General features: G+C 45.1%; 19 protein-coding genes, 2 tRNA genes, 1 other RNA gene and 1 riboswitch. Of the genes, 15 read left to right on the top strand and 7 right to left on the bottom strand.

Annotated elements, in window-relative coordinates; all coding sequences use genetic code 11:
- Positions 1-618: 618 nt before the first annotated feature.
- Positions 619-1956, bottom strand: coding sequence for an amidohydrolase family protein (locus ACNI29_RS18350; RefSeq protein ID WP_419779809.1), 1338 nt, complete (start codon positions 1954-1956; stop codon positions 619-621).
- 223 nt (positions 1957-2179) lie between these two features.
- Positions 2180-3484: a hypothetical protein gene (locus ACNI29_RS18345; RefSeq protein WP_419779808.1), complete on the bottom strand. Its 1305-nt coding sequence runs from the start codon at positions 3482-3484 to the stop codon at positions 2180-2182.
- A 236-nt stretch (positions 3485-3720) separates the two neighbouring features.
- Here ACNI29_RS18345 and ACNI29_RS18340 point away from each other — a divergent pair, with 236 nt between their 5' ends.
- The 4 genes from ACNI29_RS18340 to ACNI29_RS18325 all read left to right on the top strand — a co-directional run bounded on the left by ACNI29_RS18340 (position 3721) and on the right by ACNI29_RS18325 (position 5354).
- The gene (locus ACNI29_RS18340; RefSeq protein ID WP_419779807.1) at positions 3721-3852 is read left to right on the top strand and encodes a hypothetical protein; all 132 of its coding nucleotides are present in this window, start codon (positions 3721-3723) and stop codon (positions 3850-3852) included.
- Positions 3853-3956: 104 nt separating this feature from the next.
- A tRNA-Ser gene (locus tag ACNI29_RS18335) sits at positions 3957-4046 on the top strand.
- A gap of 258 nt (positions 4047-4304) precedes the next feature.
- Positions 4305-4880, top strand: coding sequence for a hypothetical protein (locus ACNI29_RS18330; RefSeq protein ID WP_419779806.1), 576 nt, complete (start codon positions 4305-4307; stop codon positions 4878-4880).
- 204 nt (positions 4881-5084) lie between these two features.
- Positions 5085-5354: a hypothetical protein gene (locus tag ACNI29_RS18325; RefSeq protein ID WP_419779805.1), complete on the top strand. Its 270-nt coding sequence runs from the start codon at positions 5085-5087 to the stop codon at positions 5352-5354.
- A 119-nt stretch (positions 5355-5473) separates the two neighbouring features.
- Here ACNI29_RS18325 and ACNI29_RS18320 read toward each other — a convergent pair.
- A tRNA-Pro gene (locus tag ACNI29_RS18320) sits at positions 5474-5550 on the bottom strand.
- Positions 5551-5752: 202 nt separating this feature from the next.
- Here ACNI29_RS18320 and ACNI29_RS18315 point away from each other — a divergent pair.
- The gene (locus ACNI29_RS18315; RefSeq protein WP_419779804.1) at positions 5753-7171 is read left to right on the top strand and encodes an alpha/beta hydrolase family protein; all 1419 of its coding nucleotides are present in this window, start codon (positions 5753-5755) and stop codon (positions 7169-7171) included.
- 72 nt (positions 7172-7243) lie between these two features.
- Here ACNI29_RS18315 and ACNI29_RS18310 read toward each other — a convergent pair whose 3' ends face one another.
- Positions 7244-7417 (bottom strand): hypothetical protein, encoded by a 174-nt coding sequence (locus ACNI29_RS18310; protein ID WP_419779803.1) that lies wholly within the window; start codon positions 7415-7417, stop codon positions 7244-7246.
- Positions 7418-7953: 536 nt separating this feature from the next.
- Between ACNI29_RS18310 and ACNI29_RS18305 the strand changes: the two genes are divergently transcribed.
- Both ACNI29_RS18305 and ribB read left to right on the top strand, forming a co-directional pair.
- Positions 7954-8505: a hypothetical protein gene (locus ACNI29_RS18305; RefSeq protein ID WP_419779802.1), complete on the top strand. Its 552-nt coding sequence runs from the start codon at positions 7954-7956 to the stop codon at positions 8503-8505.
- A gap of 102 nt (positions 8506-8607) precedes the next feature.
- Positions 8608-8763: riboswitch (FMN riboswitch) on the top strand.
- A 105-nt stretch (positions 8764-8868) separates the two neighbouring features.
- On the top strand, positions 8869-9522 hold the full coding sequence (gene ribB / locus ACNI29_RS18300) for a 3,4-dihydroxy-2-butanone-4-phosphate synthase (protein WP_419779801.1): 654 nt from the start codon (positions 8869-8871) through the stop codon (positions 9520-9522).
- A gap of 140 nt (positions 9523-9662) precedes the next feature.
- Here the strand turns inward: ribB and ACNI29_RS18295 are convergent, their stop codons facing one another.
- On the bottom strand, positions 9663-10064 hold the full coding sequence (locus tag ACNI29_RS18295) for a cupin domain-containing protein (protein WP_419779800.1): 402 nt from the start codon (positions 10062-10064) through the stop codon (positions 9663-9665).
- A gap of 226 nt (positions 10065-10290) precedes the next feature.
- Here ACNI29_RS18295 and ffs point away from each other — a divergent pair.
- The 6 genes from ffs (at position 10291) to ACNI29_RS18265 (ending at position 13789) form a co-directional block, all read left to right on the top strand.
- Positions 10291-10386: signal recognition particle sRNA small type (gene ffs, locus ACNI29_RS18290), an RNA gene on the top strand.
- Positions 10387-10538: 152 nt separating this feature from the next.
- Positions 10539-11009 (top strand): rhodanese-like domain-containing protein, encoded by a 471-nt coding sequence (locus tag ACNI29_RS18285; RefSeq protein WP_419779799.1) that lies wholly within the window; start codon positions 10539-10541, stop codon positions 11007-11009.
- Positions 11009-11422 carry a MauE/DoxX family redox-associated membrane protein gene (locus ACNI29_RS18280; protein ID WP_419779798.1) on the top strand — a complete coding sequence of 138 codons (414 nt, stop codon included), beginning with the start codon at positions 11009-11011 and terminating at the stop codon, positions 11420-11422. The genes ACNI29_RS18285 and ACNI29_RS18280 overlap by 1 nt, the downstream gene beginning before the upstream one ends.
- A 54-nt stretch (positions 11423-11476) precedes the next feature.
- On the top strand, positions 11477-12157 hold the full coding sequence (locus ACNI29_RS18275; protein WP_419779797.1) for a hypothetical protein: 681 nt from the start codon (positions 11477-11479) through the stop codon (positions 12155-12157).
- A 111-nt stretch (positions 12158-12268) separates the two neighbouring features.
- On the top strand, positions 12269-13237 hold the full coding sequence (locus ACNI29_RS18270; RefSeq protein WP_419779796.1) for a restriction endonuclease: 969 nt from the start codon (positions 12269-12271) through the stop codon (positions 13235-13237).
- Between the two features lie 102 nt (positions 13238-13339).
- Positions 13340-13789 (top strand): tetratricopeptide repeat protein, encoded by a 450-nt coding sequence (locus ACNI29_RS18265; RefSeq protein ID WP_419779795.1) that lies wholly within the window; start codon positions 13340-13342, stop codon positions 13787-13789.
- A gap of 128 nt (positions 13790-13917) precedes the next feature.
- Here the strand turns inward: ACNI29_RS18265 and ACNI29_RS18260 are convergent, their stop codons facing one another.
- Both ACNI29_RS18260 and ACNI29_RS18255 read right to left on the bottom strand, forming a co-directional pair.
- Positions 13918-14325 carry a bacteriohemerythrin gene (locus ACNI29_RS18260; protein WP_419779794.1) on the bottom strand — a complete coding sequence of 136 codons (408 nt, stop codon included), beginning with the start codon at positions 14323-14325 and terminating at the stop codon, positions 13918-13920.
- 18 nt (positions 14326-14343) lie between these two features.
- Positions 14344-16287: an adenylate/guanylate cyclase domain-containing protein gene (locus ACNI29_RS18255; RefSeq protein WP_419779793.1), complete on the bottom strand. Its 1944-nt coding sequence runs from the start codon at positions 16285-16287 to the stop codon at positions 14344-14346.
- A gap of 519 nt (positions 16288-16806) precedes the next feature.
- Here ACNI29_RS18255 and ACNI29_RS18250 point away from each other — a divergent pair.
- On the top strand, positions 16807-18411 hold the full coding sequence (locus ACNI29_RS18250) for a SulP family inorganic anion transporter (RefSeq protein ID WP_419779792.1): 1605 nt from the start codon (positions 16807-16809) through the stop codon (positions 18409-18411).
- 229 nt (positions 18412-18640) lie between these two features.
- The gene (locus ACNI29_RS18245; RefSeq protein WP_419779791.1) at positions 18641-21976 is read left to right on the top strand and encodes an ATP-binding protein; all 3336 of its coding nucleotides are present in this window, start codon (positions 18641-18643) and stop codon (positions 21974-21976) included.
- Positions 21977-22035: the final 59 nt, after the last annotated feature.

Genomic DNA, 22035 nt, shown 5'->3' with positions numbered 1-22035 from the left:
TTATTTGAGAAAAATTAAATACCTAAAATACTTGAATTTACTTGGTTGAGTAAGTCGTTTTACCCGTCTGGAAAGCGTGTATAGTTAACGCTATCGGAGGTTCAAATCCTCTCCTCTCCGCCAGCTTGAATTTACAAAGCCCCTTGCAACTGATGTTGCGAGGGGCTTTTTCTGTGTAATCCTGTTTTGGTGCAGCTATCTCCGTCTCCCGCTTTTGCCTCGGCCGCCTCGCTGGTTACAGCTGCGTCCGCCGGGCCATGCGGTAATGCCGGTTATCGGATTGCGTGTTGGGCGGCCCGTTACGATTGTAAATAGGTACAGGATAAAAGTAACAGGCCAGATTAAACCTGAAACAATGCTGCCTGTCAGAGACATGCCACGATTGTTGATGTGATAAATGCAAACGCATACTGCGATAATCAGATAAAGTGCCAACTTATGCTCCTTTTGGCGTGTGTATGCCTATTTCGGACTATCAGGGACTTCCGCCAAGAAAAGATTACGCCTAAAAGGGTTCATCGCCAATAAGAAAAGATGATCATTTATTTTGTTCACCAAATAAATCCCCCGTAACAAAAGTTGCGGGGGATTATGTGTTTTGCCGGGTGTATTGGTTGTTTAGCCCAAAAGGAATTTTTCCGGGTTAAGTTCGGACATGCTCCGCACCAATCTGCTTTTGTCTGGCACATTTGTGATTGCGGAGTTAAAGTTGTCCCATAGGTGTTTGTATTCGCTTTGACCATCCTGATTTGTGTTCTCTCTGTATGATTTGTCGCTGACAACCATGGGTACATCAGACCCCCAGAGGAGCTTATCTTTCAGTTTGTGGGGTGACTCTACGCCGGAGTCGGGGAGGTCGTTGTCTTTGTCCAGCTTCATCAGTCTGACGAAGTTTTCGGAATCGCCGGAGTTAGCCCAGTCGAAAGCGGAGAGGTCGGCGTAGGTGTGGTCGTAATTCTGGAGCAGCTTGACCAGAAGGTAGGTCCATGAATCTGTGTCAGTATCATGCGGCCGCCAAAGGTCGATCATATCTTCAAGGCCGTTTTCACCGCCGAAGTGCGCGAAGTTGATGCGCAGTTTGTTGATATCATGGTCGGAATCAATTTTATCGCTATTCCAGTCTTCGAAAAGCCGCAGCCAGTTTGAAGCGTGAGTATTATTTTTAATGGTTCTTTTCTTCTTGGTGGTGCTGAAGGAACCGGACTGACAGTGTACGGTGATGGGGATTTGTTCTTCGATGCACCACTCGTAAAATTCCTGATAGGGCTGCAGTGCTTCCGGTTGTTGCGGGTATGGGTTGAATCCGATGGGAGGGTAGAGCTTTATGCCCATTGCTGTGCCGCTCTCAATGCTGCTGAAGCCTTGCGCCCGTTCTGCTTTGGTTGCTCCGACGGATTTCCAGAGGGCCTTCAATTCGGCCAGAGCCGTGCTGTTGTTCGGGGTCAGTTTGCGTAGGTCAAAGCCTAGAAATGGGAGTATCTTAATTTTCTGGTCCCAGTCGTTGTGTTGATCGTGGAATGAGTTGATCGATGCCTGAAGTCTCTTGAATTGTCCTGCCGCAGTTGGGTCATAGGTCGCGCTGGTTTGTCTTGATTTCTGAAGTGGACAGTCTTTACCGAAGCATAGTTTATTGTCTTCTCCGCAGTCATGCCGGGTACAGTCAAAATCCATGACCAAAGGCGTTAAAATGACTTGTTCTGCTTTACTTGTGTTGAGAACCTGTGATGCGAGTGCCCGGATGTTCTCGTCCTGTCCCCGTTCGAAGAATTGGATGAATTCCTTGTAGTCTTCGATTTTATTTTGCAGGAATCCGCTGAGCAGGGCGCTGCTGGCGGAGATTGCACCAAGCAGTTTTATAACAGTGTTCATTTCAATTTTACCATTCAGCGTTTCGTAGAGCGGGACATCTACGATGTTAAATAAATGGCAATGGGTGTCGAAGAATTTTTCTGGCATGGTACCTCCTGGTTTTGTTTTTTTATTATTCTTAATATCACACACCAAGAGAGTTATCTATAAAAAACAAAATTCAGCGAGGATAAATTAGGGTAGTCTATTTTTGTGATTATTGAATATGTTCGGCCTATTGTAATTCATGAGTATCAGAAGCGGTTGCTGTGAAAGACGAATCCCCTCGCGACAAAAGTTGCGGGGGGATTCGTGCTTGGGGTGTATCGTCTTATTGGACGAGGTCAAAGTATATTCTTTTTTTACCTTTATGGGTGTAGCACCCACTCATAAAGCGAATTATTTTATTGCGGTCAATATCCTTTACGTATCCCTCAGTGCAATAGTTCTTGGCTCCTTTGATTACGAACTTTTTGCCTGATTTTGATACTCTGTATTTGAATTTATTTTTGCCCATTTGAATTTTGCCGTTGATACCGGTTTTGTGCCCCTGTGTGTATGTTCCGTCACCGTTGAAGTGGTAAATGCGGTAATGTTCTTGTCCGCCCCAATAGTCGGTTTTGTCTGCGATAAATGTTCCGGCGATTACAGGGTAGGTGGTCCCTGCATTACTCATACTTGAAGTATTGCCGGAGATGTTGCCATTTACCCGTTTGAAGTACATGGCCTTGCCGGCGGAAGTGTAGCATCCGCTCTTGAAGCGGGTGATATTGTTATGTTCGGTGTGGGTTACGTAGCCATCGGTACAGGAACCGCCACCGTTTACTACATAGTAGTTGCCGGATTTTTTGACCTTGAAGCGTTTGCGGTCACTGCCTTTAAGGACTTTACCGCTTGATGCGTTCTTGAGGGCGGTTGAATACGTGCCGTCATCGTAGAAGAAGTAAATACGGTACTGTTTTTTGCCGCCGATGAAATCGGGTTTGTCGGACAGGAATGTTCCGGATAATTTTGGAAATGATGATCCTGAGTTCCCGGCAGGGTTAGTATTAGATGCGTGTTGCTGATTGGAATAAGGATCATTTCCGTATGGTGTGTTGGTTGTGGAGGCCTGCTGATTTCCGTAAGGATCATTACCGTAATTGGTGTTTCCTGGGTTGTTCATGTGTCCGGAACCGAGGGGTAACCCGCCTTGTTGCATGGCGTTATTCTGCTGCCCTGCTCCCGGATAGTACCACGTATTCATTGCATGCCGGAGCTGCTGCCACGTGTTGCTGCGTCCTTTTAATACGAATCCCTGAAATATATAATTAACCCCGTTGTATCTAGAGGCAACGAGGTGTGAATCGAAGAGGTTGCCGTCACGGGTTTGCCCGGAATATGTCCGGGTAACTGCGGGGTAACCTGAAACCTGCCCCGGGACTTCGGAGACTTTGTTCTGGAAGGGGAGGCCGCGCTGGGTCATCTCCTGCGCCCACATATCGAGCAGGGCGCCGAGCGGAACTTCTTGTCCGGGTGCGGCGTATAGTTCGATAGCTCCATCCTGATTAGGAGAAATGCATTGTTTAATCAGGTCGTCTCCTCTTGCAGATCTATTGTCAGTCCAGCCCGGCGGACATTGCAGACCTTGAGACATGTCAGTTGCGAATGAGGGTGTTGTGAAGTTTGTAAGTATGAATATTGACAGTAATAGAATCCTACTAAATCGGTCCATTATACATCTCCTTAGGGTTTGGGATATGCTAACTCATTCTCAGGGAGAATTCTACAAACCCTTGTTTCTGGGGCGTGAGCAGTATGATTTTGGTTTATGATGATAATCGCGTATAAAATTCAGCTAAAATTGCATGTTTAAACGTTTATGGGGCGCAAATGAAGTTATTGAGCAGGTTTTCTGATTTCTGGAGAGGGTTCATTTTAGGTGGGGTGACTGTACCGCTCATGATCGTGGTGATCGAAATTGTCGTTAAATTGATTTTGCATGGTAAAATTGTCTGGAATTAAGGGGAAATGATGGATAAATTACGCTTTTTTAATTTGTTTTGAAATAAATTAAAAAAGTGCTTGCCAAGGCATACTGATTTAGATAAATCCTTTTTCACCCAAGCGGAGAGGTGTCCGAGTCCGGCTTAAGGAGCACGCCTGGAAAGCGTGTATAGTTAACGCTATCGGAGGTTCGAATCCTCTCCTCTCCGCCAGATAACAATAAAGGCTTACGTCAGTAGACGTAAGCCTTTTTCTGTTTTAAGTAGATTTCAAAGCAGTATGCTGCTGTTTCAGTTTTGGGGCTGTTCATAGGACAGCAGGAAGAGGGATAGTTTGGCTTTTCTGTTCTTTGCTTTAAGAAATTGTTCCTTTCCGTTGATAAAAAACTGAAAAATTATTAGATACATAGTTCTTCCATTTGAATATGTTTGCATAACGCAAACTAATTAAAAGTGATAAAGGTAGGATGGATGTCTGCAGTAGAGAAGAAAAAGAACACCAAAACTACTTTTTCGGTGTCCGAACAAGCGGTTAATGATATCGGTTACATTGTCGACAATCATAATATGAACATTCAGGAAGTGCTTGATTATATCTGTGAGGAATTTAACTCCTATAATCAGCCTGCTTTTGCTGATAAAAAGAATTTCCTGACCTTGTCTGTAGATGGGGCCAGAAAATTTTCTGAGCCGAAAAAACAGCGTAAATCATGGACTATTTCCAGAAGGTCGTTGGTTATCCTGAAGAAAATGACCAAAACTACAGGACTGTCCCGTAATGATCTGGTTGAAAGCGGAATCAGGACTTATAGAAGTTTTATGGATTTCAGCCATCCTGAAGTGCGTGACCAGTTGATCAAGTACCGTAACCTTATGGAACAGATCTCCTCAGTTGATTTCTACGTTTTCAATAATTTCGGCATTCCATATTGTAATACTGTTTTCGAAAATGCCCCTCAGGACATATTGAAAGTTGAAGATTTTCAGGAAGCAGTTGAAGAGCATTTCGAGAAAATTAACGGGCTTTGCAAAAAGCTTATGGGTTAGATTTTTGCAGCCAGAACAGGAAGTGCTTGTTGAGTAATGTTTCAGCCTGTGGTTCCTGAGTTGCTTTATTTTTTTAGCCCCTTGCGGTCTTTGCTGCAGGGGGCTTTTTCATGTCTTACTGACTGGGCTATCCTTAATTGACTTTCTTCCGTACAAGCATATGATAGCCCGGTTCTAATACCTATTAAAAGCGAGGAAAATATAATGATTTTACCCGGAATGGCTAAAGATGATGTTACTTTGGTTAAAGCGGATGGAGATCGCATTGAGGGGCTTAAGGCTGTTGTTTCTTTGCGTCGGATTGTAATGTTCCACACTGAAAATGAGATTGAACCTAAGGATATCATGATCAAGCAGTGTGCAGATGGTGAGCAGGAAGCGTATCTTGTTCTTGATCCGGTATTCAACAGAACTCAGGACGGTATTCCCGAACATTATCAGATTACAGTGCGTAAAGTGGCTGTGCCAGAGTAAGCTGTTTTTTATTCGGATAAGAAAAGCCCCGCAGTTATTTAACTGCGGGGTTTTTCTTTTGAGGCTTTAAAAAGAAAAAAGCCACTGATTTCTCAGTGGCTTTTCGGGGTTCCTTCTTGTGGTCGGGATGAGAGGATTTGAACCTCCGACCCCTTGAACCCCATTCAAGTGCGCTCCCAGGCTGCGCTACATCCCGACTCAAGTGAAGATGTGTCTATGTGTATTCTCTGGAACTGTCAATAAGAAATTTGAATTATTGTTTTTATATTTGTTGATCGCATATTCAGTTGTACAGTTAATAATTTTATATAGTGCTGGAATAAAATAAAAAAGTTACTCAAAGGTTGAAAAAATAGTTATTCAGGAATAATCTGGGTTTTAAGACTCAGGAGGAGCACTTGCGTTATCTTGCCGCGTTTCTTTCAATTTCATTGCATTTGCTGGCAGTGTTATTCATGGTCGATTTTGTGTTGCCCAATCAGGAACAGATAAGTCCGTTCGGCATTGAGCTGGTTTCATTGGAAGAAGTGAGTCGCGAAAAAGAAATTGATTACCGTATTCCAAAGCACAAGCAGCTGGAAAAAGGTAAGCGGCCCGCGATCAAAAAAAAAGCGGCTGAAAACAAAGATGTCAGGCATTCGTCATCAAGCAAGCCTGCGCGGGCAGAGTCTGGAAATATGGTTGCAACCGAGTCCGCAAATCCAATCACACAGGATCAGCCTGAGATAAGAACTTCTGTCTCCAGGCAAGTTATGCGCAAAGCCAGAAATTACCCTCACATCGAAGTTGGTTCCTCGTCTAATCCTGACGCAGTTGTTTTACGGCAGGGCAAAGGGGTGACCGTCGGTAACTCCACCATGGTACTTAAGCGGGGGTCTGAAGCTCGGTCGCTTTCGGCTTTGGCTGCGTATGAATTTCACGAAGACGATTTTAGAGGACATTACGAAACTTCTACCGGGCGGCAGGTGGTCATTATTGACGGCAGGGCGAACCATGGTCGGTTGATTCTGCATGACCGTAAGAGTGGATTGGTCAGGAAATTGCGGAAATCCGAGTTTGGTGACTTTATTTATACCTACGGACCGGCTTTTGATGTGGATGAGCCAGTCAAAGGTTCGGTGGTGTTCCTGCCCGGAGACGAACACTGGATTCACCGCTTTATGTGGATGCCTGAGTCTGAGGCTGCCGAGTATCCGGTGAAAGGACGGGTAGATTCTTTCGAATCCGGTGAGTCTGCTGCAGATTGCAATCTGTTTGTCCCGGCTGCCAAAGGGCAGTATCCGGCGGTTGTGCTGATGCATTATGGATTGGATGTCGATGATGCTCAGCTTGCCGAAGTTGCCCGCCATCTTTGCGGTAAAGATGTTGTGGTGCTTAATGTCAAGGGGTGCGGTGCTAAGGAGCTTCGCACTGCTTATGAGCAATTGCGTTCAAATCCCAAGGTCGATCCGCAGAGGATCGGGGTCTGGTCCAGAGGGTACGGGGCAAAAAAAATACCCCGCATGGACCTGCCTGCGGGGATTTTTAAATTTGTCATTCTGACCATAGACCATCCTGATGACGGGCTATATCCAGAAAGGCTCGCGTCTGTTCTTGCTGACGGTTTGCCGACTTTCATCGGTTTTCGGGGTGTCAGCGGTGACTGGAAGAGGGTGGTGCCGGTTATGCTTACCGGATTCCAGTCTGCCCCCCATCAAATCGTCATGATTGATGAACCTCCTGCCATTGTGGAAGGGGTGGGGACAGACCAAAAGTGGATCGATTGCTTATCCGGCGATTTTGTAAGCAGTATTTCCGCCTGGCTTGATTCAAACTAGTCAGACGCGTTTTTTTAGTAATTGCGGAATTTAAAACTGCTAGAGATTGAGTAAGAGATTGAGGTGCAGGACTTAGTCCTGAGTGTCTTCCGCATTAGAGTCGGAAGAGCTGTCTTTTTCCTGTTCATCCAGAGACTTTACCATGGCGGCAATGTGCTTGCTAACAGAACGAAACTTTTGAGGATTGTTCTTTTCCAATTTTTTGAAAGCTTCTGGAGTCTCTTCTATAGTGCTGTGGTTGTTCATAAAAACCTCCTATACGTTTTAGCCGTAGCTACTTTCGTTTTGAGATTTTCCAGCCCGAATCAACAAAAGCATAATACACTATTTTTGACCTTTGTCCAGACCGCATTGTGGGGGTCGAATACCTGTGTCAGGCTTCACGTGATTCCTGATAAGATTGTCTAGTTTTTGTAAGTGTATATTGGGTCTGTGAAAGTGTGTGATTTTTGTAACAATATTTACTTTTGTTTTTTTGCATCAGAATTTAATGCATTAGTTCGTTACAAAATTGAAAATAGCTGAATTATGTTGTTTGAACATGTTGTGTATGGAAATTTACTTCGGTACATCATTTACTAGTTAAATAGTTGCATGCCTACGGGGCAGGCGTTTGTTAATTAGTGAAAATCATTGTTTTATGTAGATAAGTTCTAAATTTTATCGTATGCAACAAGTCAGGTGCAAATTGTAGTTCAACCGATAATCCTGATTGTGGACTTGATCATTTTTATGTATCAGACCTTTTCACGAATTTAGACAAGCCAACACTGGAGGAAGAAATGAGTAATCCTAAAGAGTTTATCTTATATAGCGGCGGTGCTTCCGGTACTGAAAGCGAATTTGGTGTGAATGCTGAGAAGTATGGCCTGCAGGAAGTTAACTACAGTTTTGAAGGTCACCAGAACGCCCGTCAGCGCGGCCTGCGTGTTCTTACTGAGAAAGAACTTGAGAGCAAGGATGTCAGCCTTACTTATGTTTCCAAGCTCATGAATCGCAGCTTTACCCGTGCTCCCATTTTCCGCAAAGTTCTGCAGTCTATCTGCTGGCAGGTTAACAGCGGTCATGAAATCTTCATCATTGGGAACATCCTTGAAGATGGCACTGTTAAAGGCGGAACCGGCTGGGGTGCTGAGTTTGCAAAAATCTGCAACAAGCCCCTTTACGTATTTTCTCAGGATAAAGAACAGTGGTTCTGCTGGGAAAAAGAAAAATGGGTTGAGTGTGATGCTCCCAAAATCACTCACAGGCATTTTACTGCTACCGGAACTCGTTTTCTGGAAGATTCCGGCAGAAAAGCCATTGAAAAGCTTTTTGAAGACAGCTTCAAATAGTTTTTCAGATCTTATAATACTTCCTTTAGCCCCGCCTCATTGTGAGGCGGGGTTTTATTTTGTCCTTGACTAAGGAACGGTTTTTTCAGTAGAAAAAAATATCTTAATTCTCAGGGCGGGGTGTAATTCCCCACCGGCGGTGATTTTTCATTATATGAAAACAGCCCGCGAGCGCCTTTTCCAATCGGTGGAAAAGGGTCAGCAGATCCGGTGAGACTCCGGAGCCGACGGTAATAGTCCGGATGAAAGAGAATGAGACAGTTTCAACGCAGGCGGTCTTCCCTACGTTTGCGCGCTGTTCCCTTGTGGACAGCTGTCTATTCTATCGCCCTGATTCTGGTAACGATGATATGGAGATTTACCATGAATCAGAATTTGTTATCCCAATACGGAAACCCTGCTGAGAGGGTGGAGAAAGGTCTTCAGGCTCTGCGTGAAGGTCGCGGTATTCTTGTGACTGATAATGAAAGTCGTGAGAATGAAGGCGATCTGATTTTTTCTGCAGAAATGCTCAGTGATGAGCAGATGGCTATGATGATTCGCGAATGCAGCGGAATCGTCTGTCTGTGCTTGACTGAAGATAAAATCGAACAGCTTGATCTGCCCATGATGGTGGAGGCTAATTCCAGCCGCTATCAGACCGGGTTTACTGTCACAATTGAAGCGGCCGAAGGTGTGACCACCGGTGTCTCTGCCGCCGACCGTGTTACGACGGTAAAAGCAGCAATCGCGGACGGTGCCAAGCCCGCGGACCTGCATAAGCCCGGCCATGTTTTTCCTCTGCGCGCAAGGGCAGGCGGAGTTCTGGAGCGCGAAGGCCACACAGAAGCCACTGTGGATATGATGACCCTCGCGGGTCTGAATCCCTGCGGTGTTCTTTGTGAACTGACCAACCCGGACGGTTCCATGGCAAGGCTGCCGGAGATTGTTGAATTCGGCCAGAAGCACGACATGCCCGTGCTGACCGTAGATGACATAATTAACTATAGAATTCAGCTTGCTAAAAAAGCATCATAATGTATAATTAAGGCAAGCAGTTTTCCTGTATTGACACTTTAGCTACTGATTCAAACCGGCAACTTGGATCAACACCGACATTTAATGGAAAAGCCCGCTATCAAGGTTGATGGCGGGCTCTTTCTTGTTAGTGGGTAGGGCTATTTTTCGTAGACGCAGCCGATGCAGCAGAGGAAAGTGGCTTCCTCGGTGTCGCTGATATTGCGCATGCCGTGCGGCTCCATGCAGTCAGAGAAAACAAAGTCGCCGGGACCGCATATTTTGCTTTCAGTTACTTCGTTTGTTTTTGGATCGTAGGCGAAACATTCGAATTGGCCTTTTTCCACGTAGACTGTCTGGAGATAAAAATGGTTGTGGGCCGGGATCTCTCCGCCGGGCTCCACGGTGAAGTGGCGCAGGCCGTATTCGGGCTGTCCGTTTTCATCCTGACCGGATTTGGAAAGCCAGCGTATGGTTACACCTTTGACTTCGTGGTTCTCACCCTTATAACCGATCTGCTGAACTTTAATACCTTCAACTTCTTTAACGTTTTTAGCGTCCATATTATTCTCCCAGATTAGAGATTTCTTGTGCGGTTGAGTAAAAACAGTTAAACAGAAACATGAGTTGAGATAAAGTGCTATGTTTGGCTTTTCGTCGCTTGAAAGGGCGCAAGTGGGCAGCTTTTAGAAGAATTTTAAAAATAATTTCGATTTTTTAGCGATAACGCTTGACAATTTTAGCTGGAATCAATAGGTATTTCTCCTCGTCGCAACGACGAAATCTTTGACAGAGAGGCCGGATGGCGGGTGCGCTGTGAACCCCGTCAGGTCCGAAAGGAAGCAGCGGTAACGGTTTATCCCGGGTGTCCGGTCTCACTGAAAGAAGGGTGTGTTCTTAATGAACACACCCTTTTTTATTTTTTACTCCATATTTACAGGCGAGGTTGCTTTCCAGCCGGAAACAGTGCAAGATTTTGCGCGCTTTTAAAGGCTGTCCTGCGGGACTTTATATCAACGTTAAATCAGGTACTTCCAATGAGATTTGGGAAAGCGACCGGATTTCTGGTCAAATGTTTATTGATATGTGCGCTTTCCGGGGGGCTGGCTTTTGTTTTCAACTCCGCCCGTACGACCCCGTATACATTTGCGGAATTAAGCCATCCCCAGCCGCCGGAAATTCAGGAAATTGCAACCGCGGAACTTTTGCAGGATTTTTCCGCCGGGAAATATTCTTTTGTTGATGCCCGTTCTGCCATGGAATTCGGGATGGGACATGTGCCCGGAGCCGTTAATATTCCTATAGACAAGGAAGGTGCGGAACTGGCTGATTTGGCTGCAATGGTTGATTCCAGCCGTAGGGTTATTGTCTATTGTGACGGCCTGACCTGCGGGAAGAGCCTCATCGTAGCCAAGAAGTTGCGTGGGCTTGGGTTTAAAGATATTTCCATATATACTGAAGGAATAGACGGCTGGATTGGAGCCGGAATGGATTTGGAGGCAAACTGATGGATATCAGATCTTTTCCCCGTATTTTTCTAGGGATTATCTTTATCTTAGCCAGTGTGGACAAAATTGCTGATCCGGTGGCTTTTGCCGGGATCATCAAGAATTACCAGATATTGCCGGAGATTATGATCGGCCCTGTTGCATATTTCCTGCCCTGGCTGGAATTCGTATGCGGTGCCATGCTGGTCTGCGGTGTGTTTGTTGATGCTGCGGTGGCGATCCTGACGGGTATGCTGCTGGTGTTCATAGCTGCTCTTTCCGCGAACCTCTATCGGGGTATTGATGTTGCCTGCGGTTGTTTTTCCACAGACGCAGCAAGCGCATCCGACATGCAGATGACAATCGTCCGCGATGTGGTGTTGCTGATTGCCGCCGGGCTGGCCTTGAAGTTCAGGAAATCTGAAATAGTTTAGTTGTAGCCAACGTTAGCTGGCAGCTGTAAATCGACTGAAAATATTGGAGTGAATATGCTAAATTTTCTGGAGGCTTCAACCTCCGCTGCAAAAGTTTTCTTAAATTGGCAGACATATGCTGTTCTGGGTGAAGCTCTGGCTATCAGCCTGATTCCGGTGGCCTTTTTTTGGGCCGCATCTAAAAAAGACGGTAGCTTCGGCACTGAAACCCTGTCCACTTCATCATTGGTGATGATGATTATTAAGACTCTGGGACTATATGTTTTCATGCTGACTCTTTCTCCCGTGATTCTTGGAGTTTCTGAAAATGCCAACTGGCTTGCTCCTTGGATTCTGGTCAATGAAGCACCTGTTTTTGCGGCACAGAGCTTCGGTGTGCTTCTGCTGGCGGCTTTCCTTGCCCTGTTTATCCCCATGCTCGCAGAGCTGAGCACCTTCCGTTTCCTGATTCTGGGAACCATCGCGCTGGGCGCATCCTTGGCTCTCAATGATCCCGCAAATCCCCAGACCGCTATTTTCGGTCAGCCTCTTGTTCCCGATGTATGGTTTTGCGTATTTCTGGTTGCTCTCAGCTTCGTGCTCAACTTAGTTGGTTGCATATCTTCATGGAAACTGACCACAGCCATCAAAGCGGACGGAACCATCGGCGGTCTTATGCTGATGTATGCAATCGCTTTTGTGATCGGCATCATCCCGGTCCTGATCTACGGTGCATGGATTGGAGCACATCTGTAAGGAATCAGAGTATCTGACAGTTCTTACTAATTCGTATATGAAAAAACTCCCGGTTTGATTCAAACCGGGAGTTTTTTCATATACGGGGTTGTGAAATTGAAGGAGAATAAAATGCAGGTATGGGCGTTTAGTCGTGCGACGGAAGAACATGCACGAAAATTGGTTTATGAGTCTATCTTAAAGGGTAAATCAAGATTCGGATGGTCTCAAGAAGATGATCATAATTTAAAATTAACAGATAGACCTACTGATTGGGATTCCAGACAACAATTTCTGTTGCGGGTTCAAAAAGGGGATTGGATTGTTCATATTAATACCCCTAAAGATGGTCAATGTATTGCGGCACGGGTAATATCTGAATACGAATTTGATGAAGGCGTGCAATGTGATTGGGGACCGGATTTCAGGCATAATTTTACAATTGATGTTGGTTCCATTGTTGAGTTTGCTAGAAATGACAGTAACGTTCTTCCAAGTGTGAATCTGTACCCGCGTCAGCGGCAGCAAAGGATTTATGAGGTAGAGGATTTTCTGGAATCTTTGAAAAATCTTCAAAACAGCAGAGTGACACTCGTCAAAGAACAGGAGCGGAGCGAGTTTCATCTCAAAAGAAAAACTAATCCCTATCTTTCTGAATTAACGAGGAACATTCAGAAGATGCATCCCGCCAAGCAGCTTGAGGTCTATTTAGCAAAAGTGTTTAGAAGGTTGCCGGATGTTGTTGAGGTTGAGGAAAACGGTTCCGGTTGGAAAACGGATTATGGTGCTGATTTGATCGTGACAACTCAGTCAAATGTAGCCGGTTTGTCGTTTAGAAATAAAATCATTGTTCAAATTAAGTCATATGCCGGAGAGCATTACGATCTAAATGCAGTAGAGCAGATTAAGATTGGTATTGAAAAGTTTGATGCTACTGCGGGAATAATCATTACTACGGCTAGAAGTACAGAACAGCTTGAGAATAGAGTTCAGGAGGTTTCATATGAACTTGATAAGCAGATTTCATTGCTGGCTGGAGAGGACGTAGCAAAGTTTGTTCTTAAACATGCACCGGAATTGATTTTCAATCTTGATATATAGTTATCCAGATAAAATTAACCGGAAGCTCTTGCCCCTCCCGATAAATTAATTATATTAATTTAGTTGATTAAAGATGCCAGACATTTTGATAGGAGGACTCGAATGAAAATTAAATCTATTCTTATTTCAAGTGCTATTCTGGGCACACTTATCTGCGCACCTTCTGCATGGTCATCGGGCTGGCAGGCAATTACAATAGTTCCCCCGGTTGCCGGGGCGGCTAAGATGGCACTTGACCAACCCAAGAAAGCCAAAGCTCTTAAAGAGGCTAAAAAAGCGCAGGCAATGCAGGAATCCAAAGCTCAACAAGCTGCCAAAGACCAGCAGGCCGCCAAGGGTGAAGCTCCGCAGTCAGCAGACGCCAGCGGGGAAATCGCAGCCATGCCTGTAGCAGAGTTGCCGGCAAAGATAACCACTTTCACTGAGGCGATTAACAAGAATCCCAAAGACGCACAGGCCTACGCCAACCGCGCACAAGTCTACAAAAGACTCGGTTTCGCCGCTTCCGCAAAAGCCGATGAGGACAAGGCCCGTAGGCTGGGGCTGAAGTAGTTTTGATTTTGAATGGATAAGGCCTGAACTTTTGGTTCAGGCCTTATTTATGCTGGATTTAATTGAAGTCTTTTGTGTTTAGTCTTGAACTCTTCGTTCTGTTCTTTGGACTGTGTTTGTTTTCGAGTTTAGAATATTCCCTTGCTGTTCAGGTAGTCTCCGGCTTCCTGATCCAGCCCCAAAGTGTGTTCTGTCAACCATTGATGCAGAAAATCAAGTAATTCGAAGGATATTGTAGCATTGTCATTGCGGAATTCATTCTGGATTTGAATGGCTTGCCCTGTCAGGTCGTCATGAATCTTTTTATGGTTCTCGTAGCCGGGAAAACCTGTTTCCTGAAAAAGGTTTTCTTCTGTGGCAAAGTGCTCCACAGTGTAATCGATCAGTTCATCCAGAATTTTTTCCTGCATCGATTTCTCTTCCCCGTTGGTGAGGGATTCATGAAGGCGGTTCAGGATTCCAAACAAGCCTTGGTGCTGTTTGTCCACCTCGGCCACATTGATGCTGTATTTGTTTTCCCAATCAATGAATGCCATAACTGCTCCTTGGTAGTTTTATACAGGGCTGACTCCGGTCCATCCCGGTCCGGGTGGAATGCGGAGGAAAGTGCTGCATCGTTTGATATATATAGGCGGAATGCTGTCTTCAGGGCATTTGCTTGCGCAAACCTTGAAAATTTCAAGTGCCTGTTCAAATTCACCTGCTTTATACATTTTCAACGCGCTATTCATTAGCGGGGCAATCTCACTTTTTGCATTACGGACTTCCGGTGGATCGTTGTCAAAAGCTTCGTAGAGTTTAACTGGGTGCTCTTTGCCTTTTACCCGAACGGTATCAATTTCCCTGAGATGAAAATCATCCGGATTTTCCATCATTTCAATGGCAGAGCCAGTAACAACTATATCTATCTTGAAGGTCTTGGTGGCCGATTCAATACGGGATGCAAGATTAACTGCATCGCCGATTACTGTTGCCTGCATGCGATAAGTGGTTCCCACTGTCCCCAATGTTACTTCGCCATAATGAATCCCGACACCGATCTCTATGGCTTCTTCACCGGCATCGCTTCGGTTTTTATTGAATTCAGCAAGCCGTTGACGCATTTCAATTCCGGCTCGTACTGCCTGGTCGGGAGTCCCTGCAAATAAGGCCAGCAGGGCATCTCCATGAAATGAATCAACGAAGCCTCGGTTATCTGCAATTGATCCGTTAATGTTTTGAAAGTACTCGTTGAGAAAAGAGAGAACCTCTTCCGGTTCCAAGGATTCTGATATGTTTGTGTAAGATCGTATGTCGCTGAAAAGAATCCCCATTCTCTTACGCACATTGCTGTCCAGCGTGATGTCCCGGTATCTTTCTTTGTTGAGAAGTTTTAAAAACTCTCTTGGCACAAAACGTTCATAAGATTTATTCATTTCAGCAACAGCAATTTCAGTGCGGGCTTTATTCATCTGCATTCGTCCACCAGCAATACTGATTAATATTGCAAGCAGGCTTAAGCCTAGTACAATAAGGAAAACATCACCAAACATTGCGCTTGAATTAGCTGAAGTAATCTGATCCGGGGTGAAAACAACTATTTTCCATTTTCCGGTCTGGCTTATGATTTTGTATTCTGAACTGTGTCCAACATCATTCAGATTAATTGTGACGAAAGTGAAGACTCCTGACTGAGTAACAATCTGACCGGATTCTGATTTTATGATTTTTGCCCAGACTTTAGGATATGAGTTTTGGAATTTAAAATCCTTGCGGTCACCAAACATAAATCCCCAATTAATAGAGGGGTTTTTGCTGTATAGATAATAACCGTCTTCGTTGAGCAGGTATGCTTGCTCTCCTGCAGTAAGACTGATGTTTTCCAGATAAGGAAAAAGATGCTGGCCGAAATAATTAAGAATGGCTATTCCCCGTCTTTTGCCGTCTTTATCAAAGAGCGGGGTAGCGAGTCTTATAACGGGTTTTAAGGGCTGTTCGATGGTGTTGTTTTCAATGTTAAGGTCAAGAGGGGATATGTAAATCTGATTAACGTCAAGTTGATTTGCTTCTGAAAAGTAATAGCGGCCGCCTTTAAATTGAAGCTCAGCCTCATCAACAACTGCAGGAGATCCATTATTATAATTGATGCGGATAACCTCCATCCCATAGCGGTCAATGAGGCGAACCTGATCATACTTTTTTTTCGTGCGTGAGAGGCTTACAAGGTCAGCAAGATTATCAGCTGAGATAATGGAGGTAAATGCCTCGGTCACTTCGCTGAGGCTGGCCAGATACATGAGTTCTGAGATCGGCTCTTTCATTTCTTCCAGCACGAGTCGTTGTGCTTCATTCACTGTCGTTCGTATATGTGCTCTGTTTTCTCTTTGTTTCTCTGTATATTTTAGATGGTAGAATGCATAGCCCCCGGCTGCCAGCAGAGTAATAGCTACTGCGCAGCAGGCAAGCGCCTGTAAAATAATTTTGGCTTTGATTCTGTTGGAGAAAGCTTTGCTTGGCATTCTTTCCTTGAGTTAAAATTTTTTTATCTATTGATTTTGCTATTCATAGAATTGAATATATACTTCTGAATTATAAACGTGTAGATAAGTGTACAGTCATGGAGAAATAGTTTCCAGTTTTAAATTAAAAAAATGCTTCGTTTTATATAAATATTGAGATTTTTCTTTACATGGACCTGTCTTAGTTTTGTTTTGCTCCTGCACTCAAAATATTTTTCGATCTTGCCAAAATATACTTTTCGATTACTTCTCCCGTTTTGTGCCTTTTTTCACTTTTCAAATAATTACAAATAATTATTGACTCATCTTCAATTCTCATCAATAAGAGTCAGCTTTTGGAAAAATTAACGTCCTCGACGCAATTCAGGCACATATTCCCGGGCTTAAAGTCTTAGGTACCGGAAATCATCATATATTGAACATATTACTGCCCGGAAGGGTGAGTTCTTTCCAGTAAGGCCGCGGCTGCGGTCTTTCTTTTTTTTTTTAATCTATCTTACTCGTTTAAAAGGATTATTCGTGAATTCAAACAACTCGATTGTTGCTGCCTCAAATGGAAGTGTCAGAGCCGATATCTTTTCCGGGCTGACCGTTGCTCTGGCTCTTGTGCCGGAAGCTGTGGCATTTTCCTTTGTGGCTGGTGTCCCGCCTATGGTCGGGCTTTACGGTGCGTTTCTTATGTGCCTCATTACCGCAGTACTCGGGGGCAGGCCGGGAATGATTTCCGGCGCGACTGGAGCTATGGCTGTGGTCATGGTCAACCTGGTGATGGAAGGCAACGCGCTGGGCGGTCCCGGCTCCAATGCCGGGTTGCAGTATCTGTTCGTGACTTTGTTGCTGGTCGGAGTATTACAGCTGCTGGCGGGGTTTTTCCGTCTCGGAAAATTTATCCGAATGGTTCCCAGATCGGTCATGATGGGCTTTGTTAACGGGCTGGCTATCGTCATTTTTCTTTCCCAGCTGAATATGTTCAAATCGCAAGGTGCATGGCTGCAAGGCGAACCTTTATGGATTATGGCCGGGCTTGTGGCCCTGACTATGGCAATCCTGACCATTGTCCCTAAATTGCATGCAAAAGCTCCGGGTGCACTCATTGCCATTATTTCGGTGTCGATTTTTGTTATTGCCATGAATATTGATACACAGACCGTGCTTTCCTTTATCCAATCCAATGGCGGAACAGGCATTAAGGGCGGGCTGCCTTCCTTTGCGATTCCGAATGTGCCGTTGAACTGGGACACACTGGTTTTTATCGCCCCTTACGCCCTGATTTTAGCTGCTATCGGCTTGATTGAGAGTTTGATGACTTTGTCTCTGGTTGATGAACTTACCGAAACACGCGGCAGCGGCAACCGTGAATGTCTGGCACAGGGAATTGGTAATTTTATTAATGGTTTATTCGGCGGTATGGGCGGCTGTGCCATGATTGGTCAAAGCATGATCAACATTTCTTCCGGGGGGCGTGGACGTCTTTCCGGTATTGTTGCCGCCGGGGCTTTGCTGTTTTTCATTCTGTTCACTTCAAAATATATTGAGCAGATCCCGATTGCCGCGCTTGTCGGCGTCATGCTTATTGTGGTCATCAAGACTTTTGCGTGGAGCACTTTCAACATCATGAACAAGGTTCCTAAGTGGGATGTGATTGTTATCATTCTGGTGACGGTTCTGACTGTTAAGTATGACCTTGCCATTGCAGTAATCTGCGGCGTTGTGATTTCCACACTTATCTTTGCCTGGGAAAATGCCCTTAGAATTCGCGCTCGCAAAATTGTGGATGAGCAGGGTATCAAGCACTATCAGATTTATGGGCCGCTTTTTTTCGCTTCAACAACTCTTTTCCTGAGTAAATTTGATGTGAAGGGAGATCCGGATAAAGTACTTATTGATTTTGAGGATTCCAGAATTATGGATCAGTCCGCGATAGAAGCAATCAACAAGATCGCTTCCATGTATGAGCGGGCAGGTAAGAAGGTTTATCTGGTTCATCTCAGTCAGGATTGTGTTCGTCTGATTAAGCGTGCAGAAAAAATATGCGTGGTTAACATTCTCGAAGACCCAAGTTACTTTGTAGGCATCGATAACTATCACCAGTATATTGAAAATCTGGAATTTGAAGCTCTGTAGTAAACGTTCCCGAAATCTAAATAAGAAGGGCCAGCATGTTTTGTGCTGGCCCTTCTTATTTGCGTGCTTGGGCAGGTTTATAGTCCCGGATGCCTTGCGTGTATCCTCTTAAAATTTTATTTTACTGAAATGCCGACAAGTTGCTTGTTTTAGCAATCCGTAAATAGTAAGTTTTAAGATCATGCGGCTGGGAGGCGGTTTTGTAGGTATTGGCAAAGAAGGAGAGCGCATGCACTGGATTAATTCCATTGGGATCCGATGCAAACTGATTACTATTTTTGTGTTGATCAAGGTTTTACCTTTGATCGTTCTGGCGTGGGTTGCATGGAATGGAATCGTTCTTTTGGGGCAGTCCGTAGAGGACAAAGTTGCTTATTTATCGAGAGATACACGTGAAATTGTAAGTTCAATCGGTGATACTGCGGTGGATAGCTCAATCCGGGCTTTGGACCTGAAGTCACGCGAAGCCATCGAAAGGTTGACTACCGATACTGCCCGCAGGGTTGCCGCTTTTCTTTATGACCGGGATAATAATATCCGGTTGGCCGCCGAGGTTGAACCTACCGAGGATAATTACCGCGATTTTCTTAAGCCTTTTTCCCGTCGGGTAACGGAATCCATACCGTGGCAATTAAATGAAGCCGGTGATGAATGGGTTCCTTCTAAACCATGTTCTGCAAATAAATCTGTCGCAAAAGTCCGTAATCCAGATAATGTTAAAGATTTTCATTCACGTCCCCCCGAAGATTGCGGGGTTTTTATTGACCGTCCGCTGTTTCTGGAGATGACTTTTGTGGATCTGGAAGGACATGAACGGGTTAAAGTCGGTACTACGGATATTCTGGATAAAGAGAAAAAAGATATTTCGGACAAAGCAAATACCTATTGCAGGGCAGAAGGTTACTTCCCGGAACTTAAGAAGCTTAAACCCGGCGAAATATATGTTTCCGAAGTTATCGGACCTTATGTGGGAAGCCCGATAATAGGGGGGTACACAAAGGTCTCCGCTGAAAAAAAAGGTATTCCGTTCGAACCGGAAAAAGCCGCATATGCCGGCAAGGAAAATCCGGTTGGCAAACGGTTTCAGGGGCTGGTGCGTTGGGCGACACCTGTTTTACGCGATGGCAGAATTATTGGCTATGTGACCCTTGCCCTTGATCATACCCATATCATGGAATTTTCAGATCATATCGTGCCTACAGCTGAACGTTATTCAGCCATATCTGACGCATCAACGGGTAACTATGCCTTTATCTGGGACTACAAGGACCGCAATATTTCACATCCCCGCGATTACTTTATCACTGGGTATGACCCGCAGACCGGGCTGCCGGCAGTGCCTTGGCTTTCTGAAGAAATGTATGAAGATTTTCTTAAAAGCGGCAAGGATATTGCCCAATGGGAAGAGACTGCTCCTGTTTTAAAAGATCAGTCGCTGACCAAAAAGCCCGCCCCGGAGCTGACGGATGCGGGATTATTGGGGTTGGATTGCCGCTATTTGAATTTTGCGCCCCAGTGCGACGGTTGGAACAACCTGACTAAGGGCGGTGGGTCCGGATCTTTCGTTATTCTTTGGAGCGGACTGTGGAAGCTGACCACTGCGGCGGCTATTCCATATCATACCGGGAAGTATTCCGGGCCGCGAGGGTTCGGATTTGTTACCATCGGTGCCAACGTGCATGAATTCCATAAGGCCGCGACTGAGACGGGAGAGAAAATCAGTAACATGGCGGATGCGTTTTTACAGACCCTGAAAAAACAGAATGATGATACGCAGGAACTGTTGCGCCGGACTCAGGCTGAAACGTCGCGTGAAATTACGTTTTCGACCTTTTTCATGGTGATAGCGGTCATTTTTATTGCCATCTGGATGGCGTCCACGCTGACCAAGAAGATTACCGGGATGATCTCCGATATTCGGAAGTTTCAGGAAGGCAACATGGACCAGCGGCTCAAGGTTGAGTCTGGTGATGAAGTGGGGCAGTTGGCGCGGGCTTTTAACGAGATGTCGGATGGGCTTCAGAATCTGGTAATGGATCTCCGTCAGGCAGAAGAAAAGTACCGTGGATTTTTTGAGAATGCCACCGAAGGTATTTTCCGCAGCACCCGTAGTGGACAGTTGGTGAGTGCGAACCCTGCTTTTGCCCGTATTGCCGGCTATAATTCTTTGGAAGAAGCATTGGATGCCCTTCAGGATATAGCCACAGATCTTTTTGTTGATCCTCTGCGGCGGGAAGAAATGCTTCGGGAATTGGATGAGCATGGTCATGTGCACGGTTTTGAGTATGAAGCAAAATTACCAACCGGGGAAATCCGCCAATTTGCCAACTATTGCCGTTTTGTAACGGATGGCGGTGAAGTTTTCATCGAAGGCATGCTTACTGATGTTTCCCAGCGTAAACAGATGGAGCAGGTCGAGATTGAAAAGGAAACAGCAATTGAAGCCAATAAGGCTAAATCAGTTTTTCTGGCTAATATGAGCCATGAAATACGTACCCCCCTGAATGCTATTTTGGGTGTTACCGACTTGCTTCATGACTCGGGTTTGAATGAAGAGCAGAAGGAATACGTAGATATTTTCAAGACTTCCGGAGAAGGATTGCTGCGGTTGATTAATGAAATTCTGGATTTTTCCAAGATTGAAGCCGGGCAGTTGGTGATTGATAATTATAATTTTAATTTGCGTGGTCTTCTGGAAGAGGTTCGGTCGTTTATGAGTGTGTCTGCGGGAGCTGCAGGCCTAGATTTTGTTGTAGAAGTTGATGAAAACGTCCCGCAGTGGGTTGATGGCGATTCGTACCGGGTCAGGCAGGTTTTGTTGAATATTCTCGGTAATGCCGTCAAATTCACTGAAGCTGGCTCTGTTTCGTTGAAAGTAGAGGCTCATCCAGAAGAAGACGAGAAAGTTAAGGTCTTGTTCAGGGTTGATGACACAGGTGTGGGTGTTGATCAGGATAAGATCGAAGCTATTTTTGATAGTTTCGCCCAGGCTGATTCCTCCACCACCCGCAGGTACGGGGGGACCGGTTTGGGGTTGCCCATCTCAAGACGGCTGGCTGAATTGATGGGAGGAGATATTGAAATCTCATCCAGAAAAGGAGTAGGGACCTCTGTTTTATTCCGTCTGCCCTTTGTCGTAGGGCATGAGTCGGAGCATAGTGCTGTTAAACAGGATGTTCTTTTGAAATCTGATCGCAGTAAGGCCAAAAAGGTTTTGGTCGTGGAGGATTCAGAAAGCAACAGGAAGCTGGTGGAATTTTATCTTAAGGACAGCAGGCATAAAGTGTTCATGGCCGAGAATGGTCATGAAGGTGTTGAGATGTATAAATCCTCACCCGATTTTAACATTATCTTTATGGATATGCAGATGCCTGTCATGGACGGTCTGGAGGCGACCAGAAATATTCGTAAGTATGAAGCTGAGAAGGGATTGGCTCCGGTTGAAATTGTGGCTTTGACCGCGAATGCTTTCGAAGACGACAAAAAAGCTTGTTTTGCAGCTGGATGTAATACTTTTTTGGCTAAGCCGATCAAAAAGAGCCAGTTGATTGAATATATTGGTTAAGGGTGAGCGAAGCGTTTTTCGCTGGGCCTGATATGCGGGATGTTTACAAAGGCTTGTGG

Origin of the sequence: Maridesulfovibrio spiralis (SeqCode), assembly GCF_048571135.1 — a bacterium.
Taxonomy (GTDB): Bacteria; Desulfobacterota; Desulfovibrionia; order Desulfovibrionales; family Desulfovibrionaceae; genus Maridesulfovibrio; species Maridesulfovibrio spiralis.
Note: the sequence above shows the minus strand (reverse complement) of the source record. Positions and strands in the feature narration are given on the sequence as shown.